Origin of the sequence: Winogradskyella litoriviva (genome assembly GCF_013249065.1) — a bacterium.
Classification (GTDB): domain Bacteria; phylum Bacteroidota; class Bacteroidia; order Flavobacteriales; family Flavobacteriaceae; genus Winogradskyella; species Winogradskyella litoriviva.
Genome location: NZ_JABRWQ010000004.1, coordinates 264,533 through 279,205, shown reverse-complemented (window position 1 = coordinate 279,205; position 14,673 = coordinate 264,533). Strand labels below are relative to the sequence as shown.

Genomic DNA, 14,673 nt, shown 5'->3' with positions numbered 1-14,673 from the left:
ATGCTCTTTATTTTTTACGTAAATCTAGAGTATAAGGAAATTCAAAATTAACTGGTAATTCTTTATAAGAAAAACGTTTTGAGCTACTTTTTTCTTTTACACTTCTAGAGGTCGGTTCATTATCAAAAGTGATGTTGTCAAAAGGCTTTATTTCACCTTGGGTATGTCCAAACTCCCAAAAACGGTTGATACGTCTAGATTCTGCTTCAAAACTATTAACAGGATGCACATCATAAGAACGTCCACCAGGATGCGCCACATAATACGTACAGCCACCAATTGAACGCTTGTTCCAAGTATCTACGATATCAAAAACTAATGGTGTATCTGGCGGAATTGTAGGATGTAATGCCGAATAGGGATTCCATGCTTTATAGCGAATACCCGAAACATATTCTCCATTTACACCTGTACTTTTTAATTGCACTCGTACACCATTGCAGGTTAATACAAAACGTTCTTCAATAAAATTAGACACTTTTACTTGTAGACGTTCTAAAGACGAATCTACATATCTAGCTGTACCACCACCTGTCATTTCTTCGCCTAAAACATTCCAAGGTTCAATACCAGCTCTTAATTCTAAATGAATATTATTAATTTCTACCATGCCATGTAGCGGAAATCTAAATTCGAAAAACGGATTAAACCAATCTTCTTCAAACTTATAACCTGCTTTATTTAATTGAGATACAATATCTTTTATGTCTTCTCTTACATAATGTTCTATTAAGAATTTATCATGTAATTCTGTTCCCCAACGTACCAGATTATGTTCATATGGTTTTTTCCAAAACCAAGCGACCAGAGTTCTTACCAAAAGCATTTGCACCAAGCTCATTTTAGGATGTGGTGGCATATCGAAACCACGTAATTCTAAAATGCCCAAACGACCAGAAGAAGAATCTGGTGAATATAATTTATCAATACAAAATTCAGCTCTGTGCGTATTGCCTGTTAAATCGGTTAATAAATGCCTAAATAAACGATCCGTTAACCAAAACGGCACTTCGCCATTTTTAGGGATTTGACTAAAGGCAATTTCTAATTCATATAAACTATCTTGGCGAGCTTCATCTATTCTTGGTGCCTGACTTGTGGGTCCGACAAAAGAACCAGAAAACAAGTAGCTTAAACCAGGATGATGTTGCCAAAAGGTTAATAAACTTCGTAATAAACTTGGCTGTCTCAGCAGTGGACTATCTGCAGGACTCGTACCACCTAAGGTTACATGATTTCCTCCACCTGTACCAGTATGCTTGCCGTCTAGCATAAACTTTTCAGTTCCTAATCGCGCTAGTTTTGCTTGTTCATAAAAGGTAAATGTGTTGTGACACAAATCTTTCCAATTGGTTACAGGATGCACGTTCACTTCAATTACACCTGGATCTGGTGTAATTTTAAGAGATTCTAATCGGTTGTCTTTAGGAGGGTCGTAACCTTCCATAATCACAGGTACTTTTAATTCTTTCGCTGTAAATTCTATAGCAGCAATTAAATCTAAAAAGTTTTCAGCCGCATCTAAAGGCGGTAAAAACAAGTACAATTTACCCGCTCTTATTTCTGCACAAATGGCCGTTCTAACAAAATAATTCGGTTGGTTAGTATCTAATCCATTTTCTAAAACAGCTTTATGACGCTTTTTTACACGATCTCTAAAGTTGGGTAAACGTTTCTTCTGAGAAAATAAATCGGGTTCATAGGAAGGGAAAATCTCGTACTCTGGTTTTTCCATTAACGAATTTAATGGTAATCTCAGTCCCATTGGAGAATTACCAGGTGTTAAGAATAAATGCTGCCTTCTAAATGCCCATTCACTAGTAAACCAATTGCCACCAGTATTATTTAAGGGTAATACATAACCAACAGGATTAGAGGTTCCGTTTTCTAAAATTTCTTTTAGTTTATTTTTTACTAAAGTGTTATCTCTGTCTTTAGTTGGGTCTATATCTATAGGCAAATTGCCATGTTCCCATAAAAAATAAAAAGCATCTTCAAAACCTGGTAAAATATGTTGATTTGAAACTCCTAAATAGGTGGTTAAGGTTTCTAAGAAAAGCTTATCCGTATTTGGAGGCACTGTAAAATCACTAGCATAGGTTTCTAGGTACTTTTTGTTGTACCAAATTGGTCTACCGTCTTTTCTCCAACAAATTTCTATTTGCCATCTTGGTAGAGGTTCACCAGGATACCATTTACCCTGCGCATGATGTAAAACACCACCTTTAGCAAATTTTTCATGAAGTCTTTTAGATAACGCTTTGGCCAGTTGGCGTTTATGAGGGCCATCTGCAGCAGTATTCCATTCTGGAGCTTCTAGATCGTCGATAGAAATAAATGTAGGTTCACCACCCATGGTTAAACGCACATCATTTTTTTGTAATTGTTTTTCTACTTTATTTCCGAGTCTATCTATGGCTTTCCATTGGTCTTCTGTATAAGGTTTGGTTACTCTTGGCGACTCAAAAATTCGTTTTACGGAGTTTTCAAAAAAGAATTCCGTTTCGCATTTATCTGTCATACCAGAAACTGGCGCAGCACTTTCAAAAGATGGTGTACACGCTAGTGGAATATGACCTTCACCAGCTAATAAGCCAGAAGTGGCATCAAAGCCAATCCAACCTGCACCAGGTAAATAGACTTCGGCCCAGGCGTGTAAATCTGTAAAATCCGCTTCCGGACCAGAAGGACCATCTAAAGATTTTTCATCTGATTTTAATTGAACTAGATAGCCTGAAACAAAACGCGTACCAAAACCAAGATGTCTTAATGTTTGCACAAATAACCATGCATAATCTCTACAAGACCCTTTTTTTAATTCTAAGGTTTCTTCGCAGGTTTGCACACCAGGATCCATGCGGATATTATAATTTAAGTATTCGTAAATTTTTTGATTAACATGAATCAAAAAATAGATGGTTTTTCTAGGTGTGTAATCTAAAGTCTCTAAAAACTCTTGTAATAATTTACCATGGTCCGTAATTTCTAAATAGGGTTGAAGTTCTTTTTTAACGGTATCGGAATATTCAAAAGGAAATTCTTCTGCAGATTCTTCAATAAAGAAATCAAAAGGGTTAATGGTTTTTAAATCTGCAATGATTTCTACATCTATAGATAACTCATCTGTTTTATCTGGAAAAACCAAGCGTGCTACATAATTACCAAATGGATCTTGTTGCCAATTAAAAAATTGATTTTCTGGTTTTATTTTTAACGAATAAGATTCTATTGGTGTTCTAGAATGTGGTGCAGGTCTTAATCTAAAAACATGAGGCGATAATGCTACCTTACGATCGTATTTATAAACAGTTTTATGTGATATTACAATTTTTAATGCCATAGTGTGTGAGTAAGATTAAAGAAACAAAATAGACAGCACAGGTCTATTACATATGCAAAATAAGGTATTTTGCTCAATAATACTTCAGGCTGATGTGGATCGTCTAATTTTTGGGAATTTACCTAAATAACGTTCCATAGGTTTTTAAAATCGCAATTAATGTACCTAGAAAATACTCATTTCAGAATGTGTGGTGATATCTTCAAGTAATTTCATGCCTTTAAAAGAGTTTCCATTAGGGTTTAATTTGGGGCTCCAAACGGCAATTGTGAAGTTATTAGGGTATACGGCTACAATGCCACCACCAACACCACTTTTGCCTGGTAAGCCTACTTTAAAGGCAAATTCTCCAGATTCATCATAAAAACCACAAGTTAGCATTAAGGCATTGATACGTTTGGCTTGGCTCCTCGAAATAATTTTCTTTCCATTATTTAATTTGCGACCTCCATTAATTAAAAAAGCAAAGGTATGTGACAACTGTTGGCAATTCATTTCTAAAGAACACATGTCAAAATAAAAATCGAGTACATCTTCTGGTTTATTTTTAATATTACCCAAAGATTTAATAAAATTACATAAAGCTACATTTCTAAACCCTGTTGCTTTTTCAGAATCGGCAATATTATCAGAGTAGGTAAGGTCTGGTATATCACTTAAGTCTCTAACAAACTCTAGAAATTCTTCGCGAGCATGTTCTAAATGTGTCAATAAAATATCGCAAATCACAATAGCTCCAGAGTTAACAAACGGATTACGTGGAATGCCATTGTAGGTTTCTAGCAAAAGAAGCGAATCAAACTTAGTTCCAGAAGGTTCTACATCAACACGTGTCCAGATCTTTTCACCAATAAATTTTACAGCTAATGTTAATGACAACACTTTTGCAATACTCTGTATAGAAAACTTTTCTTGATTATCTCCAATACCATAATGCGTGCCATCTATATGCGTCATGTGCACACCAAACTTATTCGGATTTACATTTGCTAATTCTGGAATATAAGTTGCTAATTTGCCTAAATCTTTAAGTGGTTTAGTGAGGTTATAGGCATTTTCTATGATGTTTTTATAATTTGATTGCATACCAATATTAGGTTAATTTTACCATGGCAAGTTATAATTTAATTTGGTTTTAATATGCTAATTTTAAAGCCTAATTTTAAGATTTATTTTTCATGTTGTGCTCTGTAGTATCGTGCTAATTACCAATAATAGGCATATACTGTGTAAAAGGCGTACAGCACTTATTAAAATTATAATTTGGCGAAAATATTAAGACAATCTCTTAATATTATACCTAAATTTATAGCATTTATAAAGAGAATTTAAAAATTACACATCTCATGAATATTGTTACTTTAACTATAAATCCTGCCTTAGATAAAAGCGCAACTATTGATCAATTAATTCCGGAGCAAAAACTAAAATGTAAAGCTATTCAATTTCAAGCAGGAGGAGGAGGCGTTAATATCTCTCGTGTACTGCATACGTTAGGTGTTAAAAACAGTTGTATGTTTACTTATGGTGGTGATACAGGAAAAACTCTAAAAAGTTTATTAGAAGACGAGCAATTAGAAATTAAACCAATTCTTGTAGACGCCTGGACACGCGAAAACTTAGCCATTGTAGATGCTAAAACCGATTTGCAGTACCGATTTGGTATGCCAGGAGAAGCCTTAACTTCTACTGAAATTAACATCCTTAAAGACACTTTAAATAAAACAGTTACGGATGGCTCAATGTTTGTAATGAGTGGGAGTATTCCAGATAATATGCCATCGGATTTCTATATTCAATTAATAGATAGTTTACAGGCAAAAAATGTAAAAATAATTATAGATACCTCTGGAGGTGCCTTAAAGTCTAGTCTTAAAAAACCTGTGTTTTTAATGAAACCCAATCAAGGTGAATTGGCAGAATTAGCAGGTAAAGACTTTTTAACCAAACCAGAACAAGAAGCCTTTGCTATGCATTTAATTAATAGCAACCAAGCAGAATATGTTGTTGTCTCTTTAGGTGCACGTGGTGCATTTTTAGCCTCAAAAAGTGGTATTTTTTACCAAAACACACCCTCAGTTAAAGTAAAAAGCACTATTGGTGCTGGTGATAGTATGGTAGCAGGATTAGTATATGCTATAGCGCAAGGTTGGTCCTCTAAAGACATCTTAAAATGGGGTGTTGTTTGTGGCGTAGCAACCACTATGACTGGTGGCACTAATTTAGCCACTAAAGCCAATATTGGTATTGTTTTAGACTTATTAGATTAGCGTTTAAGGAGTTTTAAGAACACATAAGTCCAATATATTAATATGGCCTTTTGATTTAATTATTTTCTGCGTCAATCATTTTTTCAAAAAGAATACCACCTCTAAACATGCCTTTTAAGTGAGGGTGAATTTCACGACCTAACTCAGATAAACTATATTCAACTCTAGGTGGTACTTCAGGAAAAACCTCTCTATTTATTAATTGATCGGCCACTAATTCCTTTAATTGTTTCGTCATCATTCGATCACTAATATCCGGAATGAGTTTTATCAATTCATTATATCTTTTGTTTCCTTGTGAAAGATGCAAAATAATGGTGCTTTTTCGTTTTCCTTTAATCACATTTATAAATGTATCAATAGGACAGTAACTTTTTTTCATTTTTTTTTCATTTAAAGTCCAAGCTATAAACAAAACCGCACAAAATGTTCGTAAGTGCATAATTTGTAAGCTCTTGTATAGCTTTACTTAATAACCGAAATTTGATGTAAAATTAATAAAAAAGATAGAGAATAAGATGATAAATAACAAATCAACCTTCAAAGCATTTAGAGTAGAAGAAGTCAACGGAAAATTTATAACCCATATAAAAGATATACCGTTTACAACCTTAGAAGACAATGAAGTCCTTATAAAAGTACATTACAGCTCCTTAAATTATAAGGATGCCTTATCGGCGAGCGGAAATAAAGGCGTAACTAGAAACTTTCCTCATACGCCAGGCATTGATGCTGTTGGTACTATAGTCTCAACAAATTCAGATCAATTTTCTGTTGACGACAGCGTGATTGTAACTAGTTATGATTTAGGCATGAATACCGATGGAGGTTTTGCAGAATATGTAAAAGTACCTGCCAATTGGGTTGTAAAACGCCCTTCTAATCTGTCTATGAAAGAAGCCATGATGATTGGCACTGCAGGTTTAACAGCAGGCATGTGTGTATTAAGATTGATAGATAACGTAAAGCCAGAAGATGGCACTATTGTCGTCTCTGGAGCAACAGGAGGTGTAGGCTCGGTAAGTGTTATGATTTTAAATAAACTAGGCTATAAGGTGGTTGCCATAACAGGAAAAGCATCAGAAGAGCAGTATTTACTAGATTTAGGCGCTTCAGAAATTATTTTACGTAGCGATTTTGAAGCACTACAAGACAGACCACTATTAAAACCACTTTATGCAGGCGCTATAGATACCGTTGGTGGCGTTATTTTACAAAATATGATTAAATCTGTTGCGCCTCTAGGTGTAGTAACCGCGTGTGGCAATGCAGCATCTATAAAATTAGAATTAACGGTATTCCCATTTATTTTAAGAGGTGTCTCACTAATTGGCATTGATTCTCAAAACTATCCAATGAATTACAGAATAGAAGTTTGGAATAAATTTGCTAACGAATGGAAATTAGATGGTTTAGAAGCCAATACCACAGTCATTTCTTTAGATGCTGTTAGTGAGCAAATCAACCAGATGTTAAAAGGGCAACTAAAAGGAAGAACCGTTTTAAAATTGGTTTAGGATTTTAGTAAATAGATTTAAAAAGCTCATTGAGGTGAATTAATGAGCTTTTTTTATCGAGAAACGAGATTCACGATGTCTTAAACAATAAGAATGCCGTGAGTAAATGTGTGTAGAATGACATTAATATCATAAACTAAACATAGTAAACTACTTATTTCTATTAAAAAATCCTTAACAACCTATTTTAAATCAAATGAATTATAATAGGTTTTTATCTTTTAGTGATTTTTCCAATTGCTTATGATTTTCCCAAAATCTATCTTTAATTTTTTGAACGACTTCATCATATTCAGGATGATTTTTTAAAGTTTTCATTAAGGGATCTTCTTCAAGAAACAACAAAACCCAATATTGATAATTATTTTTGGTTGCAAACAGTTTTAATTGCTCTATAGCAAGATTTGGTTTTTTTTCATTCAAGTATTTCATGGCCAAACTAACAGGCTGGTAAATAGATTGGTCATTTTTACAGTATTCTGCATAAGCCTTATAATGGTCTTCAGCTTTATCCGTAATGCCCATTTTATCGAATACCATTCCAATCTTTAGGTTCTCTTGTGGATACATGTTTAATCCATTTCTTGCCTTGATTTTTTCAAATTTATCATAGTAGTAAAAAGCACTATCATATTTTTCTTGGAAGTAATAAAACTTAGCCACTTCCTGCATAATATCTAGGCGTGTCGTATCTTTTTCCCATTCTCTTACCAATGCATCTGTGGCCTTTTCTATATTTTGATGCTGTGCGTATTGTATAAATACGTTTAAGAATGGTGCATAATAATTTTCTGGGTTATTATCTAAAGACAATTTTATATACTTCTGTGCTTCACCTGTAAAACCATTTTGAATAAAAGCATTACTTAACGCCAAATACATATAGCTTTTGTTTATTGAATCATTTGCTTCAATATCAATTTGTAAACCTTTTAAAGCATATTGCAAATATTTTCCAGTATCAGGAATTGCTCGTGAATACAAATCGGCAAGTATTTGAACCACAGAAGACGAATTGGGATTATATTCTAAGGCTTTTTCTAAATGTGGAATAGCTAATCGAAACTCCTTACTATTTATATAGTAAAGCGCCTTTGATATAAGGCTTTTAGCAGATTTAGAATCATATAACAAAGCTTTATCTGCATTGTTATTAATAACATCTGTGTACCGTTTTTCAGCTTGGTTTAAATCTAAATAATAATATGATATAGCAATCTCAGAATATGCGAGCGCAAATTCAGGGTCTTGCTCTATCGCTTTTTCAAATAAAACTATAGCAGCTTCCAAGCCCGCTTTCGTTCCTGCTTGGTATGTTTCAAGTCCTTTTAAATAATAATCATATGCTAGTAGGTTTTCAGTTGGTTTTTTATCAATTTGTTGCAATTCAGATGGTGTAACTGTCGCCTTTATCGCTTCGGTAATCTTTAGAGCGACTTCATTTTGTATAGAAAAAATGTCTTCTGTTTTATGATTATACTGTTCTGCCCATATTGGTGTGTCATTTGAAGCATCAATCAATTGAATATTCAATAAAACTTGATTATCAGCGCGTTGTCCACTTCCTTCAATTAAATAATTGACATTAAGTTCTTCTGCTATTTCTGAGATGGTCTTATCTGTGTCTCTGTATTTTTCTACTGAGGTTCTGCTTATTACTCGAAGATCTTCTATCTTTTGTAAATTGTTTAATGTCGACTCCATAAGTCCGTTCACAAAATATAAGTTGTTAGAATCACTACTCATATTCTTAAACGGTAATACAGCTATAGATTTACTACGGTAAACATCTTCTTTATCGGTATTGAGCGTTTCTTTTCGAAATAAAAAGAATGCTGCTAAGACTATAACCGAAATAACAGCTAATAGTATTTGAACGCTGTACTGTTGTAAAAACCCTTTTTTAGTTACTTTATTAGCTGCTGTGTTTGGGCTATCTTCTTGTCTTAATTCTACTTGTTCGTATATCTTTTTTCTAGCTTCACCTGGCGAATACCCATAATAGTCCCTAAAACATTTAGTGAAATAAGAATTATTACTAAACCCAACTTGATAAGATATTTCAGAAACAGTAAGTTCCGTTTCTTTTAACAGAGTCATGCCTTTTTGTAGCCGTACTTCACGAATAAACTGACTAGCACTACCTTGTGTTTGTTTCTTAATCTTCCGCAACAAGTTTGATCGACTCATATTCATAAGGTCTGCCAATTCTGAAACACCAAATTGCTCATTAGAGATATGCTCTAAAATAAGCGACTCAGCTTCCTCAATGAATTTTCCTTGATATGAGTTGTTAGACATGTTGTTTTGTATTAATTCAAATGTATAATTTTTTATTTAAACACGGAGTAGCTCAAAATTCAAAATTCTTTGTCAAAAACAGTTGTTTGCGTCATAATTTATACTTCTGCGTCATAATTTTCAACCTCTCATCAAACTTAATACTATTGGCTTCATGCACATTATCAATTAATTAGGGTAGTGTCGCATCTTTGTGGAAACAAAAACCAAGTTATTAATCATTAAAAATTTAAATCATGAAAACACTTAATATGACTTCAATTGGAACTACCATTCAAATGTTATTCTTTATCCTTTTATTAACGAGTTCTTGCGCACAATCTGATAAAAAAATAGACTCGGAAAATACTGCTATTACAGCTAAGACAGTAAACAAACCAAATGTAGATATTCATAGTGCTGTACTCACCGGAAATTTGGAAGCAGTTAAACAGCATATTGAAGCTGGTACTGATATTAATCAAAAAGAGGCCATGTCTGGATCTACACCTTTAATGTCTGCAGCCACTTTTAATAAACCTGAAATCGCTAAAGTATTAATTAATGCAAATGCAGATTTGTCTATAAAAAATAATGATGGAGGAACGGCTTTACATACAGCAGCATTCTTTGGTCGTATTGAAATTGTACAATTACTTATTGATGCAAAAGCAGATAAAACGGTTCGCAATAATTTTGGAGCTACAGCAAGAGAAACAGCAATGGCAGATTTTGCTCAAATGAAACCTATCTATGAAATGCTAATTCAGCAATTACAACCAATGGGTTTTACTTTAGACCTTAATGAATTACAAAAAGCACGTCCTGTTGTAGCAATGATGTTACAATAAACACAATTTAAGATGACAACAGAAAGAAGATACGATATAGATTGGTTAAGAGTTATTGCTATTGGTTTATTACTAATTTATCATATAGCCATTATTTTTCAACCTTGGGCATTGTTTATAGGTTTTATAAAAAGTGATGACGCTTTAGAAGGACTTTGGAAACCAATGACGATGCTGAATGTTTGGCGAATACCTTTACTCTTTTTTGTATCGGGAATGGGACTCTATTTTGCAATGAAAAAAAGAAATTGGAAACAGTTATTCTTAGAGCGTGGAAAACGAATTCTTTTACCATTTGTATTCGGGTTTTTGGCCATTACGCCATTACATTTTTTAATTTTTCAGCAATATTATAAGATGCCATTGAGCTACTTTCCACATATGGGCCATTTATGGTTTTTGGGTAACATTTTTGTATACGTTCTGTTGTTGTCGCCACTATTTTTCTATCTAAAGAAAAATGAAAAAGGAAGATTCAAAAAGATAATTTCAAAAGTGATGAGTTATGCTTTTGGTCCTCTAACTATATCTATTTTCTTTATGTTGGAAGTAGGTTTAGTAAAACCACAGCTATTTGAACTATACGCTCAAACATGGCATGGATTTATTATAGGATTTTTGGCGTTCTTTTTCGGATTTCTTTTTGTGTATAGTGGTAAAGCATTCTGGCAAACCGTTGCAAAGTGGAAATGGTTGTATATAAGTATAGCGTCTGTCTTATTTACGCTTCGATTTACAGGGTATCAGTCCATATCAAATATGTATATCACTACTATAGAATCTAATACTTGGATATTGGGTTTATTCGGAATAGGGTATAGCTACTTTAATAAACCAAGTGCATTACTAAATTATTTGAGTCCTGCTGTTTATCCTATTTACATTATTCACATGTTTGTTTTATATGCAGCTGCACTACTGATTTTACCATTAGATCTTCATCCTATGTTAGAGTTTATTGCGATCACCGTAATTACGTTTATTATCTGTGTTCTTATTTATGAATTTATCCTTAAACGAATTAATATTTTAAGACCATTATTTGGATTGAAATGGAAATTTAAAAGTGTAATACAGAAAGAGTTAAAGCGTATTTAAAGTAACACACAAAACGTTGTTTTTCAATTTAATGAACCATTAAGTCATGATAAAATTATTTAGAAAAAATAGACTAAAAATGCTTACTCAAAATAAGTTCGGTAATTATTTTGCTTACGCAACTGGAGAGATTATTCTAGTTATTGTTGGGATACTTATTGCCTTAGCAATTAATGAACATTCAAATAGCAAGAAGAAAATGGAGTTGCGGAATTCATACATTATTCAGTTGCATGATGAAGCCGATCGTAATCTTAAAAAGTTAGCAATTCTAGATAATGAGTCAAAGCAAATGCTCAAAGAGTTAGATACTGTATTCAAAATTCTATTATTTAAAGATTATGATAACCCAAGATTATCTACAAAATCATTCTATTTAATAATGTCTAAAAAGTTTTATCCAGTTATGATAACCTATGAAAATTTAAAGTTTTCTGGTGACTTAAAATTGTTTGACGATTTAAACTTACGTAACGCTATCTCTGAAACCTACGAAACCTTTAACCCTATAGAAAAACTTGAAGCTTCAGAACAACAAGCTATTGAGGCCTATTATGAAAATTTTTTGATGCGAAACGTCAAATTTAGGGATATGGGCATTTCTTCAGACACTTACGAAAAAGATATTTATTTCGAAAATATGGTGTTAACGAGAATGACGACGCTTGCACAAAATAGAGAGGCTTACAGTGACGCCATTGAATCATTAAAAAGTCTAAAAAGTACTTATGCTGAATTATAAAACACAAATTAAAAATGAAGAAAAATAATTCAAATGTAGAGCCATCAAAAAAGAAATCACATCCCTTTTGGCAATTTTTCTGGCTGACTTTTCTTGTGGTTTCCCTTTGGTATGCCTGGTACTCATTTTATGCACCTTCAAATGATATTGCTTGGACAAACGACATTGAATCCGCTCAAAAGCATGCAAACGATTCTGACAAAAATATTATGATATTCTTTACTGCAGAATGGTGCTCACCTTGTCGCATTATGAAACGTCAAGTTTTTGCTGATAGCGAAGTTATGAAAGCTATGCATGCGGAAGTTGTACCAGTTGAAATTGATATTGATGACCCAAATGCAAAAGCACTTGTAAAGCATTATAATATTGGAGCTACGCCAACTACAGTTTTCATTAATCCTGAAGGAAAAGTAAAGGACTACGCTGTTGGAAAAGTTGGGAAAACAAAATTCCTTGAAATGCTTTTAAAGATTTAATCTGAGAGAAAAATTTTAATAAAAAATAAAAGACAAAATGAAAAATAGATTTATTGTACTATTTGCTTTTACGATTCTTAGCGCGTGTAACAACAAAATCAAATCAGGTATTACACAGCAACCGACACTAAACGACTATACTATTGGTGAAAAATGGGTATGGAAGTATAAAGGTGTAACTACCGAAGGAGAAATACGTTCAGAAGGAACAGATACAAGGAAAGTCGTAAAATTTGGAGAGGTTTTAGGAATGACTATCGGTAAGGACACAATACCTATTTCCGAAATTACTAAACCAGAGGTTAGCGAAACACCGAAGTATGACTGGCCTCTTAAAGTGGGTAAAAAATGGAAGTATGAAAACAATTGGACTAGTCAAGATGGAACTACAGGAAGCCTAAGTCAGAATGCCGAGGTACTATCCTACCAAGAAGAAACAGTAGAGGCTGGAGCATTTATGGCTTACACAATTAAATACATTGGTAAAACCACCAATTCCAGAGGATATAACGCAGATGAAACTGAAGTTTGGTTATATGCACCTGCTGTAAAAAATTTCATAAAACTAACTCAAAGTCAAGGTGATTTTCACTACGTGGAGGAACTAATTGAATATTCGAAATAAAAACAACCACATAATTAAAATCGAACAATTATGAAATTAATTAAAAGTAAAAAAGGAATTAGACTTACAATAGGCATAGTTTTAGGAGTATTATTAGGCTTATTAACCTCAAACATAGCTTTGTGGCTTCCTATTGGAATTGCTATTGGCGCAGCGTTAGAATACTCAAAAAAATCTTGATGTATTAACTGACAATACAAAAATAAATCATCAATCAAAAAATGAACAATCATGACATCAATTAAAATCAAAAAACGAACAATTATGAAAACAATCAAAAATCAAATTTTATTAAGAACAGCTTGTATTGCCTTTGCATTAGTATCTAGTATAACATATGCACAAAACACAAATCCAGAATCAACAAAACAAAGAGATGGCTTCATCTTCGAATTCGTAGCAGGTGGCGGTATTATCAGTTTAGAAGATAGTGCAGGTATTCAAACGTTTGACAAATCTCAAGGAACATTCGTTTTTCCTGATTTAAAATTTGGCTATATGCTAAACGATAATCTCGCCATTACCGCTTCTTTACCAGGAAACATATACGAATTTCAAGATAGCGACAGGCACTTCGGAGGGTTCATTCCTTCTGTGCAATATTGGGTAAAAGACCGTTGGTGGATTCACGGAGGCATTGGATTAGCTATAGATGCGCCAGCACTTTATGATATTAAAGACGATGTAAATGATGACTGGAACTTTGGTTGCGCTGTTATGGCAAGTACAGGGTACGAAATCTATAAAAAGAAAAATTTCGCACTTAATGTACAATCTAAACTAGTTATGGGTCGTGCATCTTTAGATGGAGATGCACATAGAGATGTAGTAATCTTTAATGTTGGATTAGGGTTTAGCTGGTTATAGGTTAGAATTAACAAATTCACTTAAAATTTTTATTATGAAAAAAACAATATTTACCTTGATTTTGTGTGGACTCACTTTTATCGTCAAATCACAAAACACAAGTGTAGAAAAATCAATATATGGATTACAAACCGGAGTTTTAGGAATCTGGGCATATAATGAAGCAAAACTATCAAATACCATAGCATTGAGAACAGAACTTGGTTTTGATTTTGGTATTTGGGAAACAACTTTTTACGATGATTATGATTCACCATTTCTATTAACACCTGTTATAGTTGTGGAACCAAGGTTCTATTACAACCTCAAAAAACGCTCAGAGAAATCAAAAAGAATTGATGGTAATAGTGGCAATTTTATTGCTTTAAAAATGGGCTATCATCCTGACTGGTTTGTCTTATTCAATAAAGACAATGCTCCTGTTGTGAGTGATTTTTCCATTATACCAACTTGGGGAATTAGACGGAATTTAGGCAAGCATTTTAATTATGAAGCAGGACTTGGAGCAGGATTTAGTTACACATTTGCTAAACGAGCAGGTTATGTAAAGAACAAAAGTGAAATGGAATTAAATATGCACTTGCGAATTGGGTATAGATTTTAA

14 protein-coding genes are annotated in these 14,673 nt (G+C 33.3%); 10 read left to right on the top strand and 4 right to left on the bottom strand.

Features of this window, described 5'->3' with window-relative positions:
* Positions 1-7: 7 nt before the first annotated feature.
* Both HNV10_RS10225 and HNV10_RS10220 read right to left on the bottom strand, forming a co-directional pair.
* The gene (locus tag HNV10_RS10225; protein ID WP_173301253.1) at positions 8-3,340 is read right to left on the bottom strand and encodes a transglutaminase family protein; all 3,333 of its coding nucleotides are present in this window, start codon (positions 3,338-3,340) and stop codon (positions 8-10) included.
* Positions 3,341-3,505: 165 nt separating this feature from the next.
* Positions 3,506-4,426, bottom strand: coding sequence for a glutaminase (locus tag HNV10_RS10220; protein WP_173301252.1), 921 nt, complete (start codon positions 4,424-4,426; stop codon positions 3,506-3,508).
* A 260-nt stretch (positions 4,427-4,686) separates the two neighbouring features.
* Here HNV10_RS10220 and HNV10_RS10215 point away from each other — a divergent pair, with 260 nt between their 5' ends.
* A complete protein-coding gene (locus tag HNV10_RS10215; protein ID WP_173301251.1) occupies positions 4,687-5,610 on the top strand; it encodes a 1-phosphofructokinase family hexose kinase in 924 nt (307 codons plus the stop codon).
* Positions 5,611-5,665: 55 nt separating this feature from the next.
* Here the strand turns inward: HNV10_RS10215 and HNV10_RS10210 are convergent, their stop codons facing one another.
* Positions 5,666-5,992 carry a winged helix-turn-helix transcriptional regulator gene (locus HNV10_RS10210; protein WP_173301250.1) on the bottom strand — a complete coding sequence of 109 codons (327 nt, stop codon included), beginning with the start codon at positions 5,990-5,992 and terminating at the stop codon, positions 5,666-5,668.
* A gap of 136 nt (positions 5,993-6,128) precedes the next feature.
* Between HNV10_RS10210 and HNV10_RS10205 the strand changes: the two genes are divergently transcribed.
* A complete protein-coding gene (locus HNV10_RS10205; protein ID WP_173301249.1) occupies positions 6,129-7,127 on the top strand; it encodes a YhdH/YhfP family quinone oxidoreductase in 999 nt (332 codons plus the stop codon).
* A gap of 201 nt (positions 7,128-7,328) precedes the next feature.
* Here HNV10_RS10205 and HNV10_RS10200 read toward each other — a convergent pair whose 3' ends face one another.
* Positions 7,329-9,428 (bottom strand): helix-turn-helix domain-containing protein, encoded by a 2,100-nt coding sequence (locus HNV10_RS10200; RefSeq protein ID WP_173301248.1) that lies wholly within the window; start codon positions 9,426-9,428, stop codon positions 7,329-7,331.
* A gap of 236 nt (positions 9,429-9,664) precedes the next feature.
* Between HNV10_RS10200 and HNV10_RS10195 the strand changes: the two genes are divergently transcribed.
* From HNV10_RS10195 to HNV10_RS10160, 8 genes are all read left to right on the top strand, one after another.
* Positions 9,665-10,258 (top strand): ankyrin repeat domain-containing protein, encoded by a 594-nt coding sequence (locus HNV10_RS10195; RefSeq protein WP_173301247.1) that lies wholly within the window; start codon positions 9,665-9,667, stop codon positions 10,256-10,258.
* A 12-nt stretch (positions 10,259-10,270) separates the two neighbouring features.
* On the top strand, positions 10,271-11,356 hold the full coding sequence (locus tag HNV10_RS10190; RefSeq protein WP_173301246.1) for an acyltransferase family protein: 1,086 nt from the start codon (positions 10,271-10,273) through the stop codon (positions 11,354-11,356).
* 46 nt (positions 11,357-11,402) lie between these two features.
* Positions 11,403-12,098 carry a hypothetical protein gene (locus tag HNV10_RS10185; RefSeq protein ID WP_173301245.1) on the top strand — a complete coding sequence of 232 codons (696 nt, stop codon included), beginning with the start codon at positions 11,403-11,405 and terminating at the stop codon, positions 12,096-12,098.
* A gap of 14 nt (positions 12,099-12,112) precedes the next feature.
* On the top strand, positions 12,113-12,577 hold the full coding sequence (locus HNV10_RS10180) for a thioredoxin family protein (RefSeq protein WP_173301244.1): 465 nt from the start codon (positions 12,113-12,115) through the stop codon (positions 12,575-12,577).
* Between the two features lie 37 nt (positions 12,578-12,614).
* Entirely contained in the window at positions 12,615-13,202 is a 588-nt protein-coding gene (locus HNV10_RS10175) for a hypothetical protein (protein ID WP_173301243.1), read from the top strand.
* A gap of 30 nt (positions 13,203-13,232) precedes the next feature.
* The gene (locus HNV10_RS10170) at positions 13,233-13,382 is read left to right on the top strand and encodes a hypothetical protein (RefSeq protein WP_173301242.1); all 150 of its coding nucleotides are present in this window, start codon (positions 13,233-13,235) and stop codon (positions 13,380-13,382) included.
* Between the two features lie 84 nt (positions 13,383-13,466).
* The gene (locus HNV10_RS10165; protein WP_173301241.1) at positions 13,467-14,069 is read left to right on the top strand and encodes a hypothetical protein; all 603 of its coding nucleotides are present in this window, start codon (positions 13,467-13,469) and stop codon (positions 14,067-14,069) included.
* A gap of 34 nt (positions 14,070-14,103) precedes the next feature.
* Positions 14,104-14,673: a hypothetical protein gene (locus HNV10_RS10160; RefSeq protein ID WP_173301240.1), complete on the top strand. Its 570-nt coding sequence runs from the start codon at positions 14,104-14,106 to the stop codon at positions 14,671-14,673.